This window comes from Collinsella sp. TM10-22 (assembly GCF_003466125.1).
GTDB lineage: Bacteria > Actinomycetota > Coriobacteriia > Coriobacteriales > Coriobacteriaceae > Collinsella.
On sequence record NZ_QSOC01000001.1, the window covers coordinates 227,541 to 250,472 of the forward strand.

The 22,932-nt window shown below is 56.8% G+C and carries 18 protein-coding genes and 1 tRNA gene; 14 read left to right on the plus strand and 5 right to left on the minus strand.

Going from position 1 to position 22,932, the window contains the following annotated elements:
- Nucleotides 1-212 precede the first annotated feature (212 nt).
- The 5 genes from glgA to glgB form a co-directional block, all read right to left on the minus strand.
- Nucleotides 213-2,312, minus strand: a complete 2,100-nt coding sequence (glgA, locus tag DXD94_RS01040; RefSeq protein ID WP_199568321.1) for a glycogen synthase GlgA — start codon at nucleotides 2,310-2,312, stop codon at nucleotides 213-215.
- Nucleotides 2,313-2,402: 90 nt separating this feature from the next.
- Nucleotides 2,403-3,530: a glucose-1-phosphate adenylyltransferase subunit GlgD gene (glgD, locus tag DXD94_RS01045; RefSeq protein ID WP_117735092.1), complete on the minus strand. Its 1,128-nt coding sequence runs from the start codon at nucleotides 3,528-3,530 to the stop codon at nucleotides 2,403-2,405.
- Between the two features lie 4 nt (nucleotides 3,531-3,534).
- On the minus strand, nucleotides 3,535-4,683 hold the full coding sequence (locus tag DXD94_RS01050) for a glucose-1-phosphate adenylyltransferase (RefSeq protein ID WP_117762940.1): 1,149 nt from the start codon (nucleotides 4,681-4,683) through the stop codon (nucleotides 3,535-3,537).
- Between the two features lie 106 nt (nucleotides 4,684-4,789).
- Nucleotides 4,790-7,216, minus strand: a complete 2,427-nt coding sequence (locus DXD94_RS01055; RefSeq protein ID WP_117762941.1) for a glycogen/starch/alpha-glucan phosphorylase — start codon at nucleotides 7,214-7,216, stop codon at nucleotides 4,790-4,792.
- A 94-nt stretch (nucleotides 7,217-7,310) separates the two neighbouring features.
- A complete protein-coding gene (gene glgB / locus DXD94_RS01060) occupies nucleotides 7,311-9,572 on the minus strand; it encodes a 1,4-alpha-glucan branching protein GlgB (RefSeq protein ID WP_117762942.1) in 2,262 nt (753 codons plus the stop codon).
- 331 nt (nucleotides 9,573-9,903) lie between these two features.
- On the opposite strand from glgB, the gene DXD94_RS01065 reads away from it, so the two are divergent.
- From DXD94_RS01065 to DXD94_RS01130, 14 genes are all read left to right on the plus strand, one after another.
- Nucleotides 9,904-10,593 (plus strand): HAD family phosphatase, encoded by a 690-nt coding sequence (locus tag DXD94_RS01065; RefSeq protein ID WP_117762943.1) that lies wholly within the window; start codon nucleotides 9,904-9,906, stop codon nucleotides 10,591-10,593.
- A gap of 9 nt (nucleotides 10,594-10,602) precedes the next feature.
- Nucleotides 10,603-11,244: a thiamine diphosphokinase gene (locus DXD94_RS01070; RefSeq protein WP_117762944.1), complete on the plus strand. Its 642-nt coding sequence runs from the start codon at nucleotides 10,603-10,605 to the stop codon at nucleotides 11,242-11,244.
- A 152-nt stretch (nucleotides 11,245-11,396) separates the two neighbouring features.
- Nucleotides 11,397-11,472 (plus strand) — tRNA-Ala (locus DXD94_RS01075).
- Nucleotides 11,473-12,251: 779 nt separating this feature from the next.
- The gene (loaP, locus tag DXD94_RS01080; protein WP_233540288.1) at nucleotides 12,252-12,803 is read left to right on the plus strand and encodes an antiterminator LoaP; all 552 of its coding nucleotides are present in this window, start codon (nucleotides 12,252-12,254) and stop codon (nucleotides 12,801-12,803) included.
- Nucleotides 12,804-12,858: 55 nt separating this feature from the next.
- Nucleotides 12,859-13,572, plus strand: coding sequence for a sugar transferase (locus DXD94_RS01085; protein WP_158564767.1), 714 nt, complete (start codon nucleotides 12,859-12,861; stop codon nucleotides 13,570-13,572).
- Complete coding sequence (locus DXD94_RS01090) at nucleotides 13,573-14,670, plus strand: glycosyltransferase family 4 protein (protein ID WP_117762947.1); 1,098 nt, start codon at nucleotides 13,573-13,575, stop codon at nucleotides 14,668-14,670.
- Nucleotides 14,670-15,671 (plus strand): kinase, encoded by a 1,002-nt coding sequence (locus tag DXD94_RS01095; protein ID WP_117762948.1) that lies wholly within the window; start codon nucleotides 14,670-14,672, stop codon nucleotides 15,669-15,671. The genes DXD94_RS01090 and DXD94_RS01095 overlap by 1 nt, the downstream gene beginning before the upstream one ends.
- Nucleotides 15,671-16,327 (plus strand): SIS domain-containing protein, encoded by a 657-nt coding sequence (locus tag DXD94_RS01100; RefSeq protein WP_117762949.1) that lies wholly within the window; start codon nucleotides 15,671-15,673, stop codon nucleotides 16,325-16,327. Before DXD94_RS01095 ends, DXD94_RS01100 begins: the two co-directional genes overlap by 1 nt.
- A complete protein-coding gene (locus tag DXD94_RS01105; RefSeq protein ID WP_117762950.1) occupies nucleotides 16,328-17,500 on the plus strand; it encodes an HAD-IIIA family hydrolase in 1,173 nt (390 codons plus the stop codon).
- Nucleotides 17,490-18,548 (plus strand): polysaccharide biosynthesis protein, encoded by a 1,059-nt coding sequence (locus DXD94_RS01110; RefSeq protein ID WP_117762951.1) that lies wholly within the window; start codon nucleotides 17,490-17,492, stop codon nucleotides 18,546-18,548. The genes DXD94_RS01105 and DXD94_RS01110 overlap by 11 nt, the downstream gene beginning before the upstream one ends.
- Before the next feature lie 2 nt (nucleotides 18,549-18,550).
- Nucleotides 18,551-19,405: a sugar nucleotide-binding protein gene (locus DXD94_RS01115; protein ID WP_117762952.1), complete on the plus strand. Its 855-nt coding sequence runs from the start codon at nucleotides 18,551-18,553 to the stop codon at nucleotides 19,403-19,405.
- 2 nt (nucleotides 19,406-19,407) lie between these two features.
- On the plus strand, nucleotides 19,408-20,535 hold the full coding sequence (gene wecB / locus DXD94_RS01120; RefSeq protein WP_117762953.1) for a non-hydrolyzing UDP-N-acetylglucosamine 2-epimerase: 1,128 nt from the start codon (nucleotides 19,408-19,410) through the stop codon (nucleotides 20,533-20,535).
- Nucleotides 20,536-21,861, plus strand: a complete 1,326-nt coding sequence (locus DXD94_RS01125) for a glycosyltransferase (RefSeq protein WP_117762954.1) — start codon at nucleotides 20,536-20,538, stop codon at nucleotides 21,859-21,861. It begins immediately after the preceding gene.
- Nucleotides 21,862-22,932 carry an EpsG family protein gene (locus DXD94_RS01130; protein ID WP_117762955.1) on the plus strand — a complete coding sequence of 357 codons (1,071 nt, stop codon included), beginning with the start codon at nucleotides 21,862-21,864 and terminating at the stop codon, nucleotides 22,930-22,932.

Genomic DNA, 22,932 nt, shown 5'->3' on the forward strand with positions numbered 1-22,932 from the left:
GGTCCAGTTCAATAGAATCACGGCCTGCGGGCCATGGGCTTTACGCACAGGATGTAAGTATATCTGTTGTACACAGGGTGTATAAACAACATCCGTTTACCATCGGCGAACGGTTGTCCTAGAAAATCGTTTTACCACTTTCTACAGAGAAGGGGCGCCCGGTTGGAGCGCCCCTTGCTTAGGGTTTGATGAGGTTTTGGATCGTCTGCGGGCTAGCGGCGCTTGCGGGCAGCCGTGGCCTTGCGGACGGACGTCTTCTTGGACGGGGCCTTTTCCTCTGCCGGAGCGGCGGGGGAGACTGGGGTCTCCTTGGCAGGCTCGGGCTTAGCCTCTGCCTTCGGGGCAGCCTTGGTCTTAGCCTTGACCTCGGCGGCCTTCGGTGCCGGCTCGGGCTTTACCTCGGGCTTGGGCTCCTCTTTGACGGCGGCGGGCTTAGCCTCTGCCTTGGTAGCTGCGGCCTTAGTCGTGGTCTTTTTGGTCGTCGTCGTGCTGCGCTTGCGCGTGGTGGTCTTGGCAGCTGTTGCCTTCTTGGCGGTCGTGGTAGTCTTCTTGGCAGCGGCGGTCGTGCGCTTGCGCGTGGTCGTTGTCTTGGCAGCCGTCGTTTTAGACGCAGCAGCCTTGGTCGTCGTAGCTTTCTTGGCGGTCGTCCTGCGGGTCGTAGTTTTCTTAGCTGCGGGCTTTGCAGCTGGCTTCTCCTCGGCCTTTGCCTCAGGAGCAGCCTCAGCCTTCGCCTCAGGCTCGGCCTTTGCGGGCTCAGCCTCAACCGGCTTGACCTCGGCCTTGGGCTCGGGCTCGGCCACAACCTCGGGCTCAGCCGCAGCCTCCACAACAGCTGCCGGTCTCTCGATCTCCGGATGCATAAAGAAATACAGGTCCAGATACTTGTCGGCCGAGCGCGTCCAGCTAAAGTCCTGGCTCATGGCCTGCGTGATCAGCTGGTTCCAAGCGTCGCGGTTATCCCAGAACAGGCGCGCTGCGCGGAAGACCGCGTCGCCCATCTCATCTCCGTTAAAGTTTCTAAACGAGAAGCCCGTGCCCTCGCCGGTAAACTCGTTGTACGGCCGCACGGTGTCCTTCAGGCCACCGGTCTCGCGCACGATAGGCAGGGTGCCGTAGCGCATGGCGATGATCTGCGACAGACCGCAGGGTTCAAACTTCGAAGGCATCAGGAACATGTCGGCGGCGGCGTACATGCGCTGCGACAGCGCCGGGTCAAACTCGATACGCGCGGCCATGGTGCCGCGGTACTTGTCCTGGAAATAGCGCAGGCCGTCCTCGTAGTCGCGGTCACCAGTGCCCAGCACGGCCACCTGAACGCCGCCGGCCAGAATGCGGTCGAGCGCGTACATGACCAGGTCCATGCCCTTTTGGCGCGTCAGGCGCGTGACCATCACCATGAGCGGGCGGTCGTCGCGCACCTCGAGCCCCAGCTCTTCCTGCAGCTTGGCCTTGCACACGGCCTTGCCGGTGCGGTCCTCCACGGTGTAGTTGGCGGCAATGCGCTTGTCAGTCGCCGGGTCAAAGCCCGCCACATCAATGCCATTCAGGATGCCCTGCAGCGCGTAGGAGCGCTCGCGCAGCACACCGTCCAGGCCCTCGCCAAACTCGGGCGTCTGGATCTCGGCCGCATAGGTGGGGCTCACCGTGGTGATGGCGTCGGCATAGCGCAGCGCGCCCAGCATGTAGTTGACGCTGCAGGCGTCGCAACGCAGCTGCGAGGCGGCGGCGGGAATATGCGCCACACCCAGGATGTCCTCCATCACGGTGTCGCTAAACTGGCCCTGGAACGCCACGTTGTGGATCGAGAACACGGTCTTGACGCGGTCGTACAGCGGCAAGCCCTGGTAGAACTCGCGCAAAAACACGGGCGCCAGTGCCGTCTGCCAGTCGTTGCAGTGCAGGATGTCGCACTCAAAGCCGGCCGGCAGGTGCTGCAGACTCTCGGTGATGGCCTTGGAGAAGAACGCAAAACGCTCGCCGTCGTCAAAGAAGCCGTACGGATAGTCGCGCGCAAAGTAGCGTTCGTTGTCGATGAACATATAGGTGACGCCGTCGTGCTCGAGCTTCTCGAGACCGCAGTACTCGTTGCGCCAGCCCAGGCTCACGTAAAAGTCGGAGAAGTGCTCCATCTGCGCCTTGTATTCGTCCTTGATGGTGGCGTACTTGGGCACCATCACGATAACTTCGGCGCCGGCGCGCACAAGCGCCGCGGGCAGCGAGCCCGCCACGTCACCCAGGCCACCGGTCTTAACAAACGGTGCGCACTCGGCCGAGGCAAACACGATCTGCATCTTTTTGCTGGTTTGTGCCATTTTGTCTCCTATGTTGCAATTCGAGAATAGCCGCCTGGCGCTAACCGGGCGGCTATTCTACATGTTACGAGCGATGTTGCGGTACCAACGTTAACGTACGATGGTGGTGTCGGAAGTTAACGGAGCCTTGCCCAGCACCAGGATGTTCTCGGGTGTGCCGCGAAGCTCGGTGTTGGTGGGAACCACGTTGTTCTTGTCCAGAATGGCATTCTCGACGCGGGCGCCGCTCTTGATGATGCAGCTCTGGTTGATGATCGAGTTGGTGACCGACGCACCTTCCTCGACCACGACGCCGCGCGACAGGATCGAATTGCGCACGGTGCCCTTGATGATGCAGCCGGCCGAGATGATCGAGTTGCACGCGTGACTGCCGGTCGCATAACGCGAAGGCGGCACGTCGTGAGCCTTGGTCAGGATCGGGCGCTCGGGATCGAAGAGCTGATCGGCCACGGTCTGGTCGAGCAGGTCCATGCTGCGGCGATACAGCGACTTCTCGCTAAACACGCCCACGACCTCGCCCTTGTACTCGTAGCTGCACACGTCGATGTTGCCAAAGTCGCCCTGGAGTGCCTCGAGCAGGTCCAGATAGTCGGCGGCCTGGTAGTGGTCGATAATCTCGAGCAGCGTCTCGCGGTTGACGATGCAGCAGTCCATAGACGCGTTGTCGCCGTACACGACGCCGGCGCTCACGCCCGTCAGGCGGCCGTTTTCGTTAATCTCGAGCTTGGTCTCGTCATCAACGTTGCGCGTGGCCTTGCAGTACACAACGGTCATCTGGGCACCGGAGTTCTCGTGCGCCTCGATGATGGTGTTGAGGTCCATGTTAAAGATGATGTTGGTGCCCATCATCACAACATAGGGCTTGTCCGAGCGCTGGAACAGCGTCTTGTTGGAGATGATGTCGCGCAGCAGGAAGCGCATGCCGCCCTTGGTGGTGCCATACGCGTTGCCGGGCACCATGAACAGGCCGCCCTTCTTGCGATCCAGGCCCCAGTCCTTGCCCGAACCCACGTGGTCGATCAGCGAGCGGTAGTTGCCCGGCATGACGACGCCGACGGTCTTAATGCCGGCATTCATCATGTTGGACAGCGGAAAGTCGATCAGGCGGTAGCGGCCCAAAAACGGAACGGACGCGATGGGGCGGTCCTTGAGCAGCACGCTGCCGTAGGTCGAAGAGTAGTTAGCGGTGATATAGCCGATGGCCTTGCGATTGATCATCGGATCATTCCCCCTTCCCGATAACGACGTCATTTCCAACGACGGCCGTATCCTTGGTGGTATCGACAGAGCCGAGCTTCACGCCCTCTTCGACCGTGGAGTTCTCGCCCAAAATAGCGCGGCAGATGTGCGCGCCGCTCTTAACGTGCGCACCCGGCAGCAACACGGAGTCCTCGACCACAGCGCGCTCCTCGATGATGACATCGGTCGAAAGGATCGAGTGGCGAGCGGTGCCGTAGATCTTGCAGCCGTTGGAGACCAGGCAGTCGTCGAGGCGGCCGTCCGGGCCAATGTAGTGCGGCGGACGCGTGGTGATGTTGGACATGATGGGGAAGTTCTTGTCAAACAGATCGAACTCGGGGTTGTTACCCAGCAGGTCCATCGAGGTCTCGTGGAAGCTGGCGATGGTGCCGACGTCCTTCCAAAAACCGTGGAACTCGTAGCTGTACAGGCGCTTGTTCTCGCCGAGCAGTTTGGGGATGATGTCCTTGCCAAAGTCGTGGCTCGAGCGCTGATCCAGAGCGTCCTCCTCGAGCGCCTCGATCAGCACGTCGGCCGAGAAGATGTAGATGCCCATGGACGCGAGGTTCGAATCGGGCTTCTCGGGCTTCTCGGTAAACTTGGTGATGCGGCCGTCCTCGGGGTCGGTGGTCAGGATGCCAAAGCGGCTGGCCTCCTCCCACGGCACGGGCATAACGCTCACCGTGAGGTCGGCATTGTTCTCAATGTGCGTCTTGAGCATCTTGCGGTAGTCCATGCGATACAGGTGATCGCCCGAAAGAATCAGGACGTACTTGGGGTCGTTGGTTTTGATGTAGTCGAGGTTCTGCGTAATGGCGTCGGCCGTGCCCGCATACCAGGCGCCGCCGGTCTGCGTCTCGTACGGCGGCAGGATCGACACGCCACCGTCGCGGCTGTCCAGATCCCACGCCTCGCCAGAGCCCACATAGGCATGCAGCAGGTAGGGGCGATACTGCGTCAGAACGCCCACCGTGTCGATGCCCGAGTTGGAGCAGTTGGACAGAGAGAAGTCGATAATGCGAAACTTACCACCAAAGCTAACCGCCGGCTTGGCGATCTTTTGGGTAAGTGCCCCCAATCGGCTGCCCTGTCCTCCCGCGAGGAGCATCGCGATGCATTCTTTCTTACTCATCGATCTCTCCTTCTGTCATCGATGTTCCTAAACCCATGAGCGACGGGCGCGGCGCTCGGTCGCGCTCGTCGAGTAATGCCGTGCGGCAAAGGGGACTCGCGCGCCTTTACGCGTGCCAGATCTCGTCGCGGTACTCACGAATGGTACGGTCGCTCGAGAACCAGCCGCTCGAGGCGGTGTTGAGCAGGGCCTTGCGGTTCCAGGTCTCCTGGTCACCGTAGCTGCCGGTGAGCTTTTCCCACGCATCCACGTAGCTGCGGAAGTCGGCCATGACCAGGTCGGGATCGTTGTTGTTCATGAGCTCGTTGTAGATGCTCTCGAAGTTGCCCGAAAGACCCGCAAAGGTGTTGTCCTTGAGCTCGTCCATCACGCGGCCCAGACGCTCGCGATCGTTGTTGAGCGTATCCCAAGCAAAGTAGCTGTTCGATGCCCACAGCTGCTCGACCTCGGGGGCGGTCAGGCCAAAGATGGCCTCGTTCTCGCGGCCGGCCAGGTCGGCGATCTCGATGTTGGCGCCGTCGAGGGTGCCCAGCGTAATGGCGCCGTTCATCATGAGCTTCATATTGGACGTGCCCGAGGCCTCCTTGCCGGCCGTGGAGATCTGCTCCGAGATCTCGGCGGCGGGGTAGATGAGCTGGGCGTTGCTCACACGGAAGTTGGGGATAAAGCAGACCTTCATGACCTCGTTGACGCGTGCATCATTGTTGATGACGTCGGCCACGGAGTTAATGAGGCGGATGGTCTCCTTGGCAAAGGTGTAGCTCGAGGCTGCCTTGCCGCTAAAGATGAAGGTCGTCGGCGTCACGTGGAAGTTGGGATCGGCGATGCGACGGTTGTAGATGTCCATCACCTTCATGATGTTCATGAGCTGGCGCTTGTAGGCATGGAAGCGCTTTACCTGGACGTCGAAGACGGTGTTGGGGTCAATGACCAGACCGGTCTCGGCCTTAACGTAGGCGGCCAGACGCTCCTTGTTGGCGCGCTTGGAGGCACCCACGGCCTTCAGGAACTCGGTGTCGTTCTGGAACTCTTTTAGTTTCTCCAGCTCAAAGGCGTCCTTGAGCCAGCCATCGCCAATCGCCTCGGTCACGAGCTTGGCATAGGTGGGGTTGGCCTCGGCAAAGAAGCGACGGTGCGAGATGCCGTTGGTCTTGTTGTTGAACTTCTCGGGCGTCAGGGCATAGAAGTCCTTGAGCACGATGTTCTTGATGATGTCGGAGTGGATCTTGGCCACGCCGTTGACGCTATGGCTGCAGATCACGGACAGGTTGGCCATGCGAATCTCGCCGTCCCACAGAATGGCGGTCTGGCGCAGACGCTCCTGCCAGCCCTCCTGCGTGGTGTCGAACGACTCGTGCCAACGACGGCTGATCTCGTCGATGATCTGGTACACGCGGGGGAGGAGCTTGGAGAACGTGCCGATGGGCCACTTCTCCAGAGCCTCGGGCAGGATGGTGTGGTTGGTGTAGCTCACGACCTGCGTCACGATGTTCCATGCGTCGTCCCACTCGAGCTTCTTCTCGTCGATGAGGATGCGCATGAGCTCGGGGCCGCACATGGCGGGGTGCGTGTCGTTGGTGTGGATGGCCACAAACTGCGGCAACAGCTCCCAGTTCGCGCCGTGCTCCTTCTCAAAGGTGTCGAGCAGGCTGTAGATGCCGGCCGAAACAAACAGGTACTCCTGCTTCAGGCGCAGCAGACGGCCGTGCTCGCCGGCGTCGTTGGGGTAGAGGATAGCGCTGATGGCCTCGGCCTCGGCGCGCTCAGCATCGGCCAGGGCATAGTCGCCACGGTTGAAGGCCTCCAGGTCAAAGTGCTCTTCGACCGGCTCGGCGGCCCAGACGCGCAGCTTGTTGACGGTCTCGCCGGCATAGCCCACAACGGGGATGTCATAGGGAACGGCCAGGATGTCCTGCGTATCCACCGTGCGGTAGAACGTGCGGCCGTCCTCCTCAAAGCCCTCAACGCGGCCACCAAACTTGATGGTCACGGCCTTGTCCTGACGACGGACCTCCCAGGGATAGCCGTGGGTGAGCCACTCGTCAGTGGTCTCGACCTGGCTGCCGTTAACAATCTCCTGCTTAAACAGGCCGTAGCGGTAGCGCATGCCGTTGCCGTAGCCGGCAATGCCCTCGGCTGCCATGGAATCCAGGAAGCACGCGGCCAGACGGCCCAGGCCACCGTTGCCCAGTGCCGGATCGGGCTCCTGGTTCTCGATGACGGACAGGTCAAAGCCCATGTCGTCGAGCGCCTCGGCGACCATGTCGCGCACGCCAAAGTTGAGCAGGTAGTTGTCGAGCAGGCGGCCGATCAAAAACTCGATCGAGAAGTAGTACACACGCTTCTTGCCCTCGGCGGTGACGCGGGCGTCGCTCTTGGTGGCGACAGTGCGCGCCTTCTCGGCCACGAGCTTGGCCAGGGCGTTAAAGCGGTCCAGGTCGCTGGCGGCCTCGACGCTCTTGCCGCTGATGCTCATGACGGCATCGCGATAGAGCTCGGTAAACTCCTGCTTGTTGTCGAAGATCTTATTCATACGTTCCTTTCCCCCGGGGACGGTTCCCCCGGAACGGCTATGACTTACATCCTACGCCCCGACGGGGCGGGTAATTACAGAGGAAACGGCTTTGTTACGCGTCCTTGCCAGATGCCTTAACGGCGCCTGTCTTGGCCTTGGGAGCAGCCTTTTTGGCAGTTGCCTTCTTGGCCGTGGCGGACTTGGTCGAAGCCTTGGCAGCGGGCTTAGCAGCCTTTGCCTTAGCCAGAGCCTTCTTAGCAGCCGCGGCCTTGGGCTTTACCGAGGACGTGCGCTTCTTGGGCGCAGCCTTGGGAGCCTCCACCACCGGCGGCTTGTAGCTGCTGGGGCCGCGGCGCTTAAGCACCACGCCTGCCAGGCCGGGAACCTTAATCTCAATGGAGTCCATCTGCCCATTCCAGGGATAGGGCTCACTCGAGCAGGTGTAGGGCTCCACGCCGGCATAGCCGCTGCCGCCAAACTCGGGACGGTCGGAGTCAAAGATGACCTCCCAGTCACCCTCGCGCGGCACGCCCACGCGGAAGCTCTCGTAGCTCGCCGGGTCAAAGTTGATCAGGATCACCAGGTCGTCATCGATGTCCTCGCCCTGACGCACAAAGCTCACGATGGACTGCTTGGAGTTGTCGGCGTCGATCCAGGTAAAGCCGTCGTCGGTGTAGCCGCGCTCGTACAGAGCGGGCTCGGCGGTGTACAGGTGGTTGAGCGCCTTGATAAACGCCTGATGATGACGGTGGGTCTCATACTCCTCGGTCAAGAACCACTGGATGGACTCGTAGTAGCGCCACTCGATAAACTGGCCGATCTCGTTGCCCATAAAGTTGAGCTTGGCACCGGGGTGCGTCATCTGGTAGAAGGCAAGCGTGCGCAGGCCGGCAAACTGGCGCCACCAGTCGCCCGGCATGCGGCCGATAAGCGAGCTCTTGCCGTGCACGACCTCGTCGTGGCTCAGCGGGCAAATGAAGTTCTCGGTAAAGGCATACATGATGGAGAACGTGAGCAGGCCGTGGTTGCCGGGGCGCCACGGAAAATCGGTCTGCATGTAGTGCAGGGTGTCGTTCATCCAGCCCATGTCCCACTTGTAATGGAAGCCCAGGCCGCCGTCCTGCGGCGGATAGGTTACGAGCGGCCACGCGGTGGACTCCTCGGCCATCATCATCACGTCGGGGTAGTGTGCCTCCACGGCGGAGTTGACCTGACGGATAAACGCGCTGGCGTCCAGGTCCTCCTCGGTACCGTACTTGTTGAACTTCTTTTGGCCGGGATCGTCAATGCCAAAGTTGAGGTACAGCATGCTGGACACGCCGTCCATGCGAATGCCATCCACGTGGAAGTTCTCGACCCAATACAGCACGTTAGAGACCAGGAAGGAGCGGACCTCGCCACGGGCGAAGTCGAACTTATGCGTGCCCCAGTTGGGGTGAATCTCGTGCTCAAACAGCATGTGGCCGTTAAAGGTGGCAAGGCCGTGGGAGTCGGCGCAAAAACCGCCGGGCACCCAGTCCATGATCACGCCAATGCCCGCCTCGTGGCACGCATCTATAAAGTGCATGAGCTGCTGCGGGTTGCCGTAGCGCGACGTGGCGGCGTAGTAACCGGTTGTCTGGTAGCCCCAGGAGCCATCGAAGGGATGCTCCATAAGCGGCATGACCTCGATATGCGTGTAGCCCATGTCGCGCACGTAATCCACGAGCTCCACCGACAGGTCGTCGTAGGTGTAGAACTCACCGCGCTGCGCGGGGAAGGGATCCATGGGACCGGGGTAGTTGCCGTACTCATCGGGCTCGCCCTGCGGCGCGTCACCGTGGCGCTTCCACGAGCCAATATGCACCTCGTAGATGTTCAGCGGCTGCGACATGTGGTTGTGGCCGGCGCGGCGCTTGAGCCACGCGGCGTCGTTCCACTTATAGCCGTCGAGGGCCCACAGCACGCTTGCCGTTCCCGGAGGGCACTCGGCCTTAAAAGCGTACGGATCGGCCTTGTAGAGCTTCTCGCCCTCGTTGGTCTCGATAAGGTATTTATAGAGCTGGCCCTGCTCGGCGCCAGGAATAAAGCCTTCCCAAATGGTGCTCGTATGCACGGGCACCAGCGGGTTGGCTTCCTCATCCCAGTCGTTAAATTCGCCAATGACATGGACTCTCTTTACGTCGGGCGCCCAAACGCAAAAGCGCCAGCCGCGCGTACGGTTCTGCGTGTCGGGGTGCGCGCCCATCTTTTCCCAGCTGCGCTCCCACGTACCGATGCCAAACAGATAGACATCGTCCTTAGAGAGCTCCGGTGCGTGCGGGGCGGCTTTACGGGTAGCGGGCTTTTTGGTTGCTGGCTTTAGCTTTGTATCGCTCACGTTTGATCCCATCATGACGCGGCAGCATGTTGCCTTGGTGACTAGATGCGAAAGGTCCAAGGCTGCACGAATCGAAGGGACGGCGATAGTTCTATGATTCATTCCACCTCGCGTGCTCGGTGGAACTTTCGGCACGAAATACGATAACACCTGTTCGTTACTTTTATGGAGAAAAGTGGATTTGCGGCGATGTTTAATCGGCGAGCGCCATGTTTAGACCACTGACAGAATTGCAGTGGTAAAACTCTTGACAGTTTTACCAATTAGGGTTTCAAGATTGTTAGTTTGACGTTTGGTAAAACGTTTTTAGCAGGTTGTTTACCATTTGACATTGAAAGGTATGTTTATGTCCCTGACCGCCGCTCACAATGTCGCTTTTATTTTCGATTGCGACGGCACACTGGTTAATAGCACCCCCGTTTGGGCCTATGCCCAGCCCGAGTTATTGCACCGCCACGGTGTTGACGTGACGGTCGACGATTTTGCCCAGTTTGAGCATTTGTCGCTCGAGGACGAGTGCCAGGCCTACCACGACACCTGGGGCATTGGAGCGAATGGCGTGGGGCTATATCGCGAGCTGAGCAATATTCTGATTGATGGGTACTCCAAGGTGCCGCCGCGCGACGGCCTGCTTGCATTTTTGGAGCAGGCGAAGGCGGCCGGTATTGCCATGTGTGTTGCCACGTCCACGCCGGCCGAACTGGTGCAGTCTGCGCTCGCTGGTGCTGGGCTCGATGCCTACATGGAGTTTGTGACCACCACGGGTGAGGCGGGACGGTCCAAGCAATTCCCTGACGTATACGAGCTGGCGCTGCGCCGCCTCGAGGAGCGCCATGGGCGCAAGTTTGAGCGCGCATGGGTGTTTGAGGACGCCGTCTTTGGCCTAAAGAGTTCTGGCGCCGCCGGCTTTAAGCGTGTGGGCATCTATGACCCGCATGGCCGTATGGAGCGCGACGAGGTTCGCGACAACTGCGATATCTTTATTGATAGCTATGAGGACCTGGACCTGGCCCGCGTGCTTGCGTTTAAGGGATAGGCGAGGGCTGTGGCTTGCAAGGTATTAGTTGTCTGCGGCTCGCCCGTGGTGGCGAGCGCTGATCTGTTGCGTAGGCTAGCAGGGGAGTGCGACCATGTTGTCGCCGTGGACCGCGGACTCGACGCGCTGCTGAGCGCCGGTCTGGGCTGCGACGTTTATGCGGGGGATGCCGACACGGTAAGCGATGAGGGACGCGCTCTGGTCGATGCAGCCGAGGACTTTGAAGTGGAGCGCCACGACCCCTACAAGGACTATACCGATCTGGCGCTGGCGCTTGATTCCGTCCGCTGTCGCTGGCCGGGTGCCGAGGTGGTTGCGACCTGCGCCACGGGCGGCCGCCCCGACATGGCGCTTTCCGTACTGGGCCTGCTCGCGGGCTACGATGACGGCCCAGTTTGGATTGCCGAGGACAAGGTGGTCGCCCGCATCCTTCGCGCAGGTGAGTCGTGGACCATCGAGGGCTTCGAGGATAAGACGTTCTCTATCATCGCTATAGCCCCTGGGACAGTGGTAAGCGAACACGGCCTAGAGTGGGAACTAGACCACAGCCCCTTGGGTTTGTTGGCCGACACGGGCATTAGTAACATAGTAAGAACCACAGCCACCATAACCGTCCACCAAGGAGCCGCGATCGGATTCCTACTGCGGTAGGGATTTTTGGGACTGGCCATAAAATTGCGCGCTGGCCGATGGCCAGGGTGAAATTTTAGGACCTGTCCCAAAAATCCCGTAAGTCACCCCAACAACCCGAAAAAAAGTCCTTGCATCCCCGCAAACATTCCCCTATAGTACTACCTCGTCACGGGGGCGTAGCTCAGCTGGGAGAGCGCTTGACTGGCAGTCAAGAGGTCAGGGGTTCGATCCCCCTCGTCTCCACCATCGTGAATGTAAAGGCCTTCGGAATTCCGAAGGCCTTTTTTCATGCCAAAATACCTCGCGCCACAAACCCCAACTACGCCAACAAAAAGTTGCACAATTTATTTCCCATGTCTGTACATAGTTTGTTAGCCAAACGCAATTACCAGTGTAGCTCGCTGCTCCAGTTGGGCTTCAGGAACGCTCCCAATTATTGCCAACGCCCCAATAACCTGCACCAACGTGAACAACATCCCAAAACAACCCCCTTAAGCACGCTAAATGAACGATATGTTGTCCACCACAAGCCAAATCAGTTTCGCTACCAGCTTGTGCTAGGATACCTAACGTAACATGAGTTCAACTGTGCTCTCGGCTTCAGTAAGCCACAAAGCGCAGGGTCGATCAGCATCCGGCCGTAACGGCGGTGTTAGAAAAACCACGAGCTCCAATATCGATTGCCATGCACGTTTTGCACTTGCTTTTGCGTCTATTTATAAGTTCGCATTAGAAGGTGCAATAAGTTGTTGCGGCAAACCACAGCAGTCCTTCAGCTGTTTGCGTGCGGTCCAGTTTTGTACCTGCTTGACTGGTTCGCACGCAGCCAGCTGGAGATGCGGTCATTTTGCGATACACGTCCGCGTCTCTAGCAACTGCATATGTACATACCGTTCACGGTGGGGCAGAGCCACGTGCTTGTCTGACTGGGCTCAGGGTTTGAATATGGAGCGCCTTCGCGCACAAGCGCCCTGGCGTAGCCATACCCAAACCCCGTGAGCCACACGTAAGACAGCAAGGGGGTGGTGCTCGTGTGGTATGTGATTCAGGTCATTAACGGTCGCGAAGACGTAATGCGCGAGCGCATTGAGCGCATGGTGCCGGCTGGCGCCATGCAGGAGCTCTTTTATCCCCAATTTCAAACCGAGATCAAAGTACACGGCGAATGGGCCAATACGACCAAGCCGCTCTTTCCCGGTTATCTTATCTGCGATACGGCAGATCCCCGCACCGTGCAACAGTATCTGCTGCGCATGGACGACTTTGCCCGGGTACTTGCCCAGGACGGTCAATTTGTGCCGCTGGCAAAAGAAGAGGTCCAGCTTATTGGCGGCTTTACGCATAGGGGAGACCGCGTAGTGCCCATGAGCGAAGCCTTAAAAGACGGCGACCAGGTCGTAGTGACGGCAGGTCCTCTGCTGGGCCACGAAGGCCTTATCAAAACCATTAATAGACGCAAGAGCACTGCTTATCTGGAGCTCGATCTGTGCGGCCGACGCGTAACCACCCGCGTTGGTCTCGCCGTGCTTTCAAGCGAGCAGCGCGTCATGCGAAACCTTAAAAAAGCGATCGCTTAGCTGCTGGCGACTGCATAACGGAACAGGGAGGACCCTTGGGGGCGGGGACGTAGGTTTGAAGGAATTTGTGACAGATAAAACTGAATATAGCTGTGCCACAACTGTTGGAGCGAAGCCAGTTGCTTTGGAGATTAAGCCGAGCGGTACGTTGGCCTATCGATTTCTAAAACGACTATTCGATTTTGTATTTAGCCTTTGCGTAAGCGCTTTACTCTTTATCCCCATTGCGGTTGTGTGCGCGTTCATCTGTCTTGAGTCTTCTGGCAGTCCTGTTTACGCGCAAGAGCGTGTGGGCAAAGGCGGAAGGACCATTAAGATTCTAAAGCTCCGCAGCATGGTCGCCGACGCCGGCAACGTGCAGAAGTATCTGAGTCCTGAGCAGCTGCATCAGTGGGAAGTCGAGCGTAAGGTCGATGATGACCCTCGTATCACCAAAGTCGGCCAGTTCATTCGCAAGTGCTCGATCGACGAAATGCCGCAGTTTCTTAACGTGTTGAACGGCGACCTTTCCGTCATTGGCCCGCGCCCCATTACGAGAGACGAACTTGATCAGCACTTTTCCGATGAGGAAAAGGCTGAGCTGCTCTCGGTTCAGCCCGGTATCACTGGTTTATGGCAAGCGACTGAACGAAACGAAGCGACTTTTGAGAGTGGCCTTCGTCAACAAATCGAACTCCATTACGTGAAGAATCGCTGTCTGCGTATGGATTGGAAATGCTTTACCGGCACTTTTGGTGCGATGTTTGGTAAGAGGAAAACGGGTAGATAAATGAAGGCTTTGCTTATATCCTTTTCAGAACTCCCCACGCTACAACGTCATTTGTATGTTCTAAGCGCAGGGTTGGCTAAACTTGGTATCGAAACAACCACGCTCGGTTCGAACAATCTTAAGATTGATGCCAAGCTTCAATCAAACAACATTTTGATTCGAACCCCATCGTCTCCTAAGCCCAGTCCCCAGTCTTTGTTTGCGATGAACAGGGAACTAAATAAAATTGCCCAAATGGCCATTGAAATAGAGCCAGACGTTATTCACTTTATAAATAAGCATACGTGGAACTACTTTCTAATTCGGATGCTTAAGAAAAAGTTGCCCCAAACCAAATTGATTCATACATTTCACGATCCAGTTGGACATGAAGGGGATTCCGTTCAGAAGGGTGTCGTTTTATACCACAAACTTGTCGAAAGACTTCTTGACGCGATTGTGGTGCATTCCGATATCGCAAAGGACCAAACACTAAAAGCGCTCAAACCAAAGTGTCCTGTTTTTCAGGTTCCCTTGGGTGAAAAACCTTGGAAACCGTTTAACTCTGTGCCGTTTGGTAGCAAAGAAGTTTTGATTTTCGGACGTCTGAATCCTTACAAGGGACTTAATCATTATCCGAAGATTCTCGACGAGTTATATAACCTTGACCCTGGCATTCACGTGACGATTGCTGGAAAGGCATCTGATGGAATCGAATCGAACCTATTAGCTGAAATCAGCTCTAAGCCTAATTGCACGCTGGTTAACCGTTTTATTGAAGATAACGATATAGACGGCTATTTCGAGCGTGCTGACATAGTGCTTGTGCCCTATACCTCCATCACTCAGTCGGGTGTAATCCTTGATGCCTACAGCAGGTCTCGCCCTGTGGTCGCTTTCGATATTCCCGGCATGGCGCAATATGTACCTGAGCCCGAAAACCTAGTTCGAGCATTCGACTGCGTGGCATTTTCTCGCCGCGTTGCCGAACTGCTTTCTGACGGTGCTTCTTGTGAGCAGGCGGCATTGAGCGCATGGAACTATGGAAAGAGCCGTTTCTCGCCTTCGAAGATGGCTGAAGCGACAAAAAATGTCTACTCGGAGATAACTGACTTCTAATGATCATCACTCGCACACCATTTCGTATGTCGTTCTTCGGCGGCGGCACCGACATGCCCGAGTTCTTCAACGAGCACGGCGGCTCGGTCATCTCGACCACGTTCGACAAGTACTGCTACGTCACGGCACGCCACCTGCCGCGCTTCTTCGATTACTCCACTGAGCTCGTCTACTCCAGGATTGAGCGCGTCTCCGACCCCTCCGAGCTCGAGCACCCCGCCGTTCGCAACGCCATGCAGATGCTCGACATGCGTGAGATGCGCATCGCCTACGAAGCGGACCTTCCCGCCCGGTCGGGCCTTGGCACCTCCTCGTCCTTCGCCGTTGGCATGCTCAACGCCTTCCACTGCATGAAGGGCACCTACGCCTCCAAGGACCGCCTGGCCAGGGAGGCGATAAAGCTGGAGCGGGAGCTGTGCGCCGAGGCCGGCGGCTGGCAGGACCAGATCGCCGCGGCGTTCGGCGGCCTCAATCGCATCGACTTTGCCGACGGTGACTTCTCGGTCCGCCCGATCGTCATCTCGCCTGAGCGCAAGCGCGAGCTCAACTCCAACCTTATGATGTTCTTCACCGGCTTCACCCGCTTCTCCTCGGACATGCAGAAGGCCAACCGCGTGGTCGACAAGACCGCCCAGCTCAAGGAGATGCTGGCGCTGGTCGACGTGGCCGAGGGCGTGCTCACCGACAAGTCAGCGGACCTCTCCGAGTTCGGTCGCCTGCTCGACACCACCTGGCGCCTCAAGCGCGGCACCGGATCGCAGGTCTCCACTGGCTCCATCGACGCCCTGTACGAGCGCGGCCTCAAGGCCGGCGCACCGGGCGGCAAGCTGCTGGGCGCCGGCGGGGGAGGGTTCCTCGTCTTCTACGTCGAGCCCGACGTGCAGGATTCCGTGCGAAACGCCATGTCCGACCTGCTCTACATACCGTTCGAGTTCGAGGACGGCGGCACCTCCGTCGTCTACTACGGGCCCGAGGACTACGACCTGGAGGGATCCCGCTAATGGATACCAAGTGCCCCCAGACGGGCGACGAGTGCCTGTCCACCTTCTTCGGCAACTACCCCGAGATGCTTGCCTGCGAGGCGGAGGTCCGCGCGGCCCGCGACCTGATCGCCGAATCCTTCCGCGAGGGCAATAAGCTGCTCGTCTGCGGCAACGGCGGCTCCGCCGCCGACTCCGAGCACACGGTCGGCGAGCTCATGAAGAGCTTCCGCTTCAAGCGCCCCGTCGACGGGGCCTTCTCCGAGGCCTACCGCGAGGCCAACGGCTCCGAGGCCCCCTCATGGCTCGAGGGGTCGCTTCCCGCCATCTCGCTCGTCTCGCAGACGGCGCTCTCCACCGCGTTCGGCAACGACGAGGCGGCCGTGGGCGTCTTCGCCCAGCAGGTCTACGGCTACGGCGAGCCCGGCGACGTGCTTCTCGCCATCTCGACGTCGGGCAACTCCGCCAACGTCGTGGAGGCCGCCAAGGTCGCCCGCGCCAAGGGCATGCGCGTGCTCTCGCTGACCGGCTCCAAAGAGTCCAAGCTCACCGGCCTCTCGGACGTCTGCGTCCGCGTGCCCCGCGACGAGGTGTTCCGCGTCCAGGAGCTGCACCTGCCCACCTACCATGTCCTCTGCGCCGCGGTGGAGGCCGACATGTTCGGGGGTGCGGAGTAGATGCGCCCCTATCGCGAGGCCATCGTGCTGGCGGGCGGCTTCGGCACCAGGCTCGCCCACGTCGTGCCCGACGTCTGCAAGCCCATGGCGCCCGTCGCCGGCAGGCCGTTCCTGCGCTTCATCATGGACCAGCTCGCCGCGGCGGGATTCGACCGCGCGGTCGTGGCCGACGGCTACCGTCGCGAGCAGATCGAGGATTTCTTCGGTTCCGCGTATCGCGGCATGGCAATTGAGTACAGCCCCGAGGACACGCCGCTGTTCACCGGCGGCGCCGTGAAGAGGGCGCTCGGCAGGTGCCAGTCGGACTGGGTCTTCGTCCTGAACGGGGACACTTGGCTCGACTTTGACTTCGCCGCCTTGGAGGCTGTGGTCTCCGATGCCCCAGAGGATGCTTCGGCTGTGATCGCCGTCAAGCGCATGCATGACTTCGAGCGCTACGGCACGGTCGACGTGGACGCCGACGGCACGCTGACCGCCTTCCACGAGAAGCGCCCGTGCGAGGAGGGCCTCATCAATGCGGGCGTTTACCTTCTGCGCAGGCACGCCCTCGATAACATGCCCGACAAGTTCTCCCTGGAGAGCGACTACTTTGAGTGCGTCGTCGGCAACGGGTCGCTTTGCGCCGTCGAGTGCACCGGCGGCTTTATCGATATCGGTGTACCTGAGGACTACAAGCTCGCTCAGACGATGCTCGCGCCTCTTGCCAAATCTTGGAAGCTCGCCATGTTCGACCGCGACGGCACGATCAACGTGGACATCGGGCACCTGCACGAGCCCGAAAAGCTGGAACTGATCCCCTCCACGGTTGATATCATGCGCGGCTACACCGACGACCCCGACTATAAGGTCGTCGTGGTGACCAACCAGGCCGGTATCGCCAAGGGCCTCTACACCGAGGCCGACATGCGGCGCCTGCACCGATATATGGAAGATGAGCTGGAGAAGCTCGGCGTGCACGTGGACGCATGGTACTTCTGTCCGCATCACCCTGACTACACGGGTCCATGCGATTGTCGTAAGCCCGCGCCGGGGATGCTTTTGGCAGCGATGCGCGATTTTGACGCTATGCCCATCGACTGCGTGATGTATGGGGACGCAGCGAAAGATAAAGAAGCCGCCGCTGCGGGTAACGTTGTTTTTCATTACGTGAAAGGTAATAACTATGGAGAATAGTAAAGCTTTTACCGGTAAGACCCTCATGATCACGGGCGGCACCGGATCGTTCGGCAACACCGTTCTCAAGCACTTCATGAACACCGACCTGGCCGAGATCCGCATCTTCTCGCGCGACGAGAAGAAGCAGGACGACATGCGCCACCGCCTGCAGGAGAAGTCGCCTGAGCTCGCCTCCAAGGTCCACTTCTTCATCGGCGACGTGAGGAACGCCCAGAGCGTGCGCGACGCCATGCACGGGGTGGACTACATCTTCCACGCGGCCGCCTTGAAGCAGGTTCCCTCCTGCGAGTTCTTCCCCATGGAGGCCGTGCGAACCAACGTCATCGGCACTGACAACGTGCTCCACGCCGCCATCGACGAGGGCGTGGACCGCGTCGTGTGCCTGTCCACCGACAAGGCCGCATACCCCATCAACGCCATGGGCAAGTCCAAGGCCATGATGGAGTCCATCATCTACGCCAACGCCCGCAACGGCGCCGGCCGCACCACCATCTGCTGCACCCGCTACGGCAACGTCATGTGCTCGCGCGGCTCGGTCATCCCGCTGTTCATCGACCGCATCCGCAAGAGCGAGCCGCTCACCGTCACCGACCCCAACATGACCCGCTTCCTCATGAACCTGGACGAGGCGGTCGACCTGGTGCAGTTCGCCTTCGAGCACGCAAACCCCGGCGACCTGTTCATCCAGAAGGCGCCCGCGTCCACGATCGGCGACCTCGCCGAGGCCGTGCAGGAGGTCTTCGGCCGCGTGGGCACCCAGGTGATCGGCACCCGCCACGGCGAGAAGCTCTACGAGACCCTCATGACCCGCGAGGAGCGCCTGAGGTCCGAGGACATGGGCGGCTACTACCGCGTGGCCTGCGACTCGCGTGACCTGAACTACGACAAGTTTTTCGTTGAGGGCGAGGTTCACACCCAGGCGGATGACGCTTATACGAGTCATAATACCGTGCGTCTCGATCTGCAGGGCACCATCGATAAGATTAAGACCGCTGAGTATGTGCAGCTTGCGCTTGAGGGTCGTGAATACGAGGCGGTGCAATAATCTTGCGATTTCTTGTACTTGGTGCCTCCGGAATGGCGGGCCATCTTATTTCTCTGTATCTAAAAGAATCCGGCCATTCCGTTACGGGGTTCTCTCGACATTGCCTTCAGTTTCTAGATTCTCAGATTATCGGCGACGCAACGGATGTTAATACCCTTAGGCAGGTAGTGCGAAATGGCTACGATGTAGTCATTAACTGTATTGGTGTATTAAACAAAGCCGCCGATACTAACCCCAACGCCTCCTGGCTGAATGGCGAGCTCCCACATCTTCTTGCTGACATGACTGCCGACTTACCAACGCGCGTGTTTCATATGAGTACTGACTGCGTGTTTGCGGGCAACACGGGCCCCTATACAGAGCAGAGCAAACCTGATGGGGAGAGTGCCTACGACCGGACTAAGGCGGCAGGTGAGCTTGATGACTGCAAGAACCTGACGTTCCGAAATTCTATTGTCGGTCCCGATATCAATCCCAATGGCATAGGACTTCTCAACTGGTTTATGCAGCAAAGCGGGCCTGTTAAGGGATTCACGGGGGCTATTTGGACCGGGCTTACTACTCTCGAGCTCGCCAAAGCAATGGAATATGAGGCGAGCGAAGAGGCATATGGCTTGGTGAACATGGTACCCGATGGTTCCATCAATAAATTTGAACTTCTTCAACTCTTTAATCGAGATCTTCGGGGCGGATCTATTGAGATATTGCCCGATTCTGATCTACAGCTAGATAAGACGCTAGTGCGCACCAACAACAAGCCGACGTATCGTCCTAAACCTTATCCGGAACAGGTATGCGAGATGGCCGATTGGATAAAGGCTCACAAGGAACTCTACCCCCACTACGAGGTGATCTAGATATGAGTAAACTTAAACTTATGGTGGTCATGGGCACTCGTCCGGAAATCATCAAGCTATCCGAAGTCGTGCGTAAGGCTGATGAATACTTTGACCTGTCCATTGTGCACACTGGCCAGAACTATGATTATGAACTGAACAAGGTTTTCTTCGACGACTTAGGCATTCGCGAGCCTGACCATTACCTTGGTGTTGTCGGAGATGACCTCGGCCAGACCATGGGTAATGTGATTTCTAAATCTTATAAGCTATTTTCCGAAGAGCGCCCCGATGCAATTCTTGTGCTGGGCGACACAAACTCATGCCTTTGCGTGATTTCCGCAAAGCGCCTGAAGATTCCCGTCTTCCACATGGAAGCAGGTAACCGCTGTAAGGACGAGAACCTGCCTGAAGAGGTCATTCGTCGCGTGGTGGACGTGACGAGCGACGTTAATCTGTGCTACTCCGAGCACGCCCGCCGCTACATCTTGGACACTGGCGTAAAGCCCGAGAATACTTACGTGGTGGGAAGTCCCATGGCGGAGGTACTCGATCGTTGTTTGACGGATATTGAATCATCGGCAGTGCTCGACGACCTTGGCCTGGAGCCCGGAAAATATATATTGCTTTCTGCCCATCGTGAGGAAAATATCGACATCGAGGACAACTTCTTCAGTTTGATGAATGCAGTCAACGCAATGGCTGAGAAGTACGACGTCCCGGTGCTATATAGCTGCCATCCGCGGAGTGCCAAGATGATTGAGCGTCGTGGTTTCAAGTTTGACAGGCGAGTTATTCAGCACAAGCCCCTCGGGTTCTTTGATTATAACCAGCTTCAGCGAAATGCTCTGTGCGTTGTTTCCGACTCGGGAACGCTTCCTGAGGAAGCATCTTATTTCAAGTTCCCGGCGGTATCGGTGCGAACCTCCACTGAGCGCCCCGAGGCCATGGACGCTGGCGTGTTCTGCGTGGGTTCCATCACCTCCGAGCAGGTGCTGCAGGCAGTGGACCTAGCCGTAGCCATGCACGCTAACGGCGATGACGGCGTTGAAGTGCCGGCCTACGCTGATCGTAACGTGTCTGCTAAGGTCATCAAGCTCGTGCAGAGCTACACGGGCATCGTGAACAAGATGGTGTGGAGGAAGCTGTAAATGCCCTCTTCTTCTAATGAGTATCCCAAGGTTCTTGTTGTGATGACAGCCCCGTTTAACACCGGCGGCAGCAGTAGGACTCTCGATTCTTATTTTCATTTTTGGGACAAAAAATGTGTTGCTCAGATATATTCAAGAAACTGTGAACCCACTAAAGGTCACTGTTCTACTTTCTACCAGATTTCTGATGAGCGTCTTGTCAAACGTTGGCTTGGTCACAAAGACGATGTTGGAAAGACCTACGTCGATGAAGACCTTATTGAGGCAGATAGGCTAGTAGATGAGTTTGCGGGTTCAGCGAGTAAACTTGGTTATGCGATTGGCGCAAAGCACACGCCCATGGTAGAACTATTAAGGGGATTGCTTTGGCAAAAGCGCTTTTGGTGCACGTCTGATTTCATACAATGGATTGATAATTTCAAACCAGACTGCGTGTTGTATAATTTTTCAAATCATCTATTTACACAGGAAATAGCTCTGTTTGTTGCTGACAGGTTTGGAATCCCAATCATTCCTATCATTGGAGACGACTACTACTTCAATGACAAGCGGTCTATTTCACCGGCGTATCATCTATTTAGGAAGAAGTTCAAACACCTTACAGAACGCGTGATGGCACACAGCGTAAATGCTATCTATTGTAGCGATAAGTGCATGAGAAAATATGGAGGACACTTTGAACTGGGAGGCTCCCCAATTTATGTCAGTTCCTCCATTATACGGCGTGATTTTAGACCTATAAGAAAGAAATCCCCTTTATTTCTATACTGCGGAAGTGTAAGACTCGGCAGGAATCTAGCTTTGGTGGAAATCGCCGATGCCCTTAAAGCGATTGATCCGACTTTTTCACTAAGCGTATATTCTTCAGAGACCGATGAGGATGTCTGCGCCCCTCTTATTTCACATCCAAATATTAATTTCGGCGGACGAATAGGCTATGAATCTGTGGTTAAAATGATTGCCGACTGCGATGTGTTTGTCATTGCGGAAGGCTTCAGGGATAAGGACCTCCTATTTACTCGATATTCGCTTTCTACAAAAGCTGCAGATGGCCTAGCAAGTGGCGCTGCTGTGCTTACATATGGCCCGTCAGATGCCGGAGTGGTCGAATATATGGCTGATACAAAAGGGTCGGCTGTTTGTTCAGAAAAAACCAATTTAGTAGCGGTAATTAAACGCCTTGTTGAGGATACTCAGTTCCAGTATGAGCTCTATGAAAATGCGGAAATTACTTCTAGGAATAATCACTCAATCTTAAGTAGCACTCACTCTTTTAAGCAAGTCGTAAATGATGCCATCCATTCTTATAAGAAAGGCAACCATTAAATGCTTTCTTGCTATTGGTTTGTTATTGCAGCTCCCGTTGCAGCGTATGCTCTGGCGTGGGCTGCAAATAAAAATAAGCCGACACGAGATAAATTCGCAATAGCTGTATTCTTTCTTACCTATATCGGCTGTGTCTGTTTAAGAGATTTGAGCGTTGGGGTGGACACAATTAACTATGTCCGCTATTTCCGATCCGGACCTGTTCTTGGGTGGGATCATGGATATTACTACGGCAAAAGTGAGCCTGGCTTTCATTTATTGTGCGCAATTATCTCGTTGATTGGAAATGAACGTTTGTTTTTAATCATCTGCGGCTTACTTGCAGTACTTCCGATTGCAATTCTATATTTTAAAGAATCGGAAAGCGCTCCTTTGTGCTGCTCATTTTTTCTAATCTCTCTTCTCTTTGAGTTTCTTTTTTCTGGCGTAAGGCAGGGCGTGGCAGTTGGAATAGGTGTTATTTCGTTTTATTTCGTAAAGAAGAAAAAACTAATACCCTTTCTTTTTACCGTTGGTCTTGCCACATCCATTCATTCTTCGGCAATCGTATTAGTGATCCTGTATCCATTGTTCTATGCCAAAATAACTCAAAAATGGATTCCCGTTGCTTTACTTATAATTGGTGCTGCCTATGCATTTAAAGATACGATTTTCAACACAATCCTCCTTCCGATGTTTGGTGGAGATTATCTAAGCGGCTATGAGTATTTAACTGGGGCTTCAGATCAGGGCGCTCTGTCCGCTCTGTTTCTGCTTTTTGCAATTTATTCTTGCATAATGTTAGATTCCGATAGAGCGGACGCAGTTACGCTTGGATTTAGAAATATACTATTGCTCGCGGCTTTAGTTCATATATTTACAGCTTTACATCCAGTTGTTTGCAGATTGAACTATTACTTCATTCCCTTTATTCCGCTTGCCCTATCAAGAGTCAACAATCGGGTACGGGCTTTATTTAAGCCGATTGAACAAATAGCTTCATTTGTGTTGCCCGTTTATTTCGTTACTTATTTCCTATTCGCTAAAGGCGATTCGTTGCATATCGCCCCCTATCTGACGTTTTTCATGTAA

What these genes read in the sequence shown, in the direction of transcription:
- glgA (WP_199568321.1), bottom strand. Translation starts at nt 2,312, where the DNA reads ATGGCACAAACCAGCAAAAAGATGCAGATCGTGTTTGCCTCGGCCGAG.
- glgD (WP_117735092.1), bottom strand. Translation starts at nt 3,530, where the DNA reads ATGATCAATCGCAAGGCCATCGGCTATATCACCGCTAACTACTCTTCG.
- DXD94_RS01050 (WP_117762940.1), bottom strand. Translation starts at nt 4,683, where the DNA reads ATGAGTAAGAAAGAATGCATCGCGATGCTCCTCGCGGGAGGACAGGGC.
- DXD94_RS01055 (WP_117762941.1), bottom strand. Translation starts at nt 7,216, where the DNA reads ATGAATAAGATCTTCGACAACAAGCAGGAGTTTACCGAGCTCTATCGC.
- glgB (WP_117762942.1), bottom strand. Translation starts at nt 9,572, where the DNA reads ATGATGGGATCAAACGTGAGCGATACAAAGCTAAAGCCAGCAACCAAA.
- DXD94_RS01065 (WP_117762943.1), top strand. Translation starts at nt 9,904, where the DNA reads ATGTCCCTGACCGCCGCTCACAATGTCGCTTTTATTTTCGATTGCGAC.
- DXD94_RS01090 (WP_117762947.1), top strand. Translation starts at nt 13,573, where the DNA reads ATGAAGGCTTTGCTTATATCCTTTTCAGAACTCCCCACGCTACAACGT.
- DXD94_RS01095 (WP_117762948.1), top strand. Translation starts at nt 14,670, where the DNA reads ATGATCATCACTCGCACACCATTTCGTATGTCGTTCTTCGGCGGCGGC.
- DXD94_RS01100 (WP_117762949.1), top strand. Translation starts at nt 15,671, where the DNA reads ATGGATACCAAGTGCCCCCAGACGGGCGACGAGTGCCTGTCCACCTTC.
- DXD94_RS01105 (WP_117762950.1), top strand. Translation starts at nt 16,328, where the DNA reads ATGCGCCCCTATCGCGAGGCCATCGTGCTGGCGGGCGGCTTCGGCACC.
- DXD94_RS01110 (WP_117762951.1), top strand. Translation starts at nt 17,490, where the DNA reads ATGGAGAATAGTAAAGCTTTTACCGGTAAGACCCTCATGATCACGGGC.
- wecB (WP_117762953.1), top strand. Translation starts at nt 19,408, where the DNA reads ATGAGTAAACTTAAACTTATGGTGGTCATGGGCACTCGTCCGGAAATC.
- DXD94_RS01125 (WP_117762954.1), top strand. Translation starts at nt 20,536, where the DNA reads ATGCCCTCTTCTTCTAATGAGTATCCCAAGGTTCTTGTTGTGATGACA.
- DXD94_RS01130 (WP_117762955.1), top strand. Translation starts at nt 21,862, where the DNA reads ATGCTTTCTTGCTATTGGTTTGTTATTGCAGCTCCCGTTGCAGCGTAT.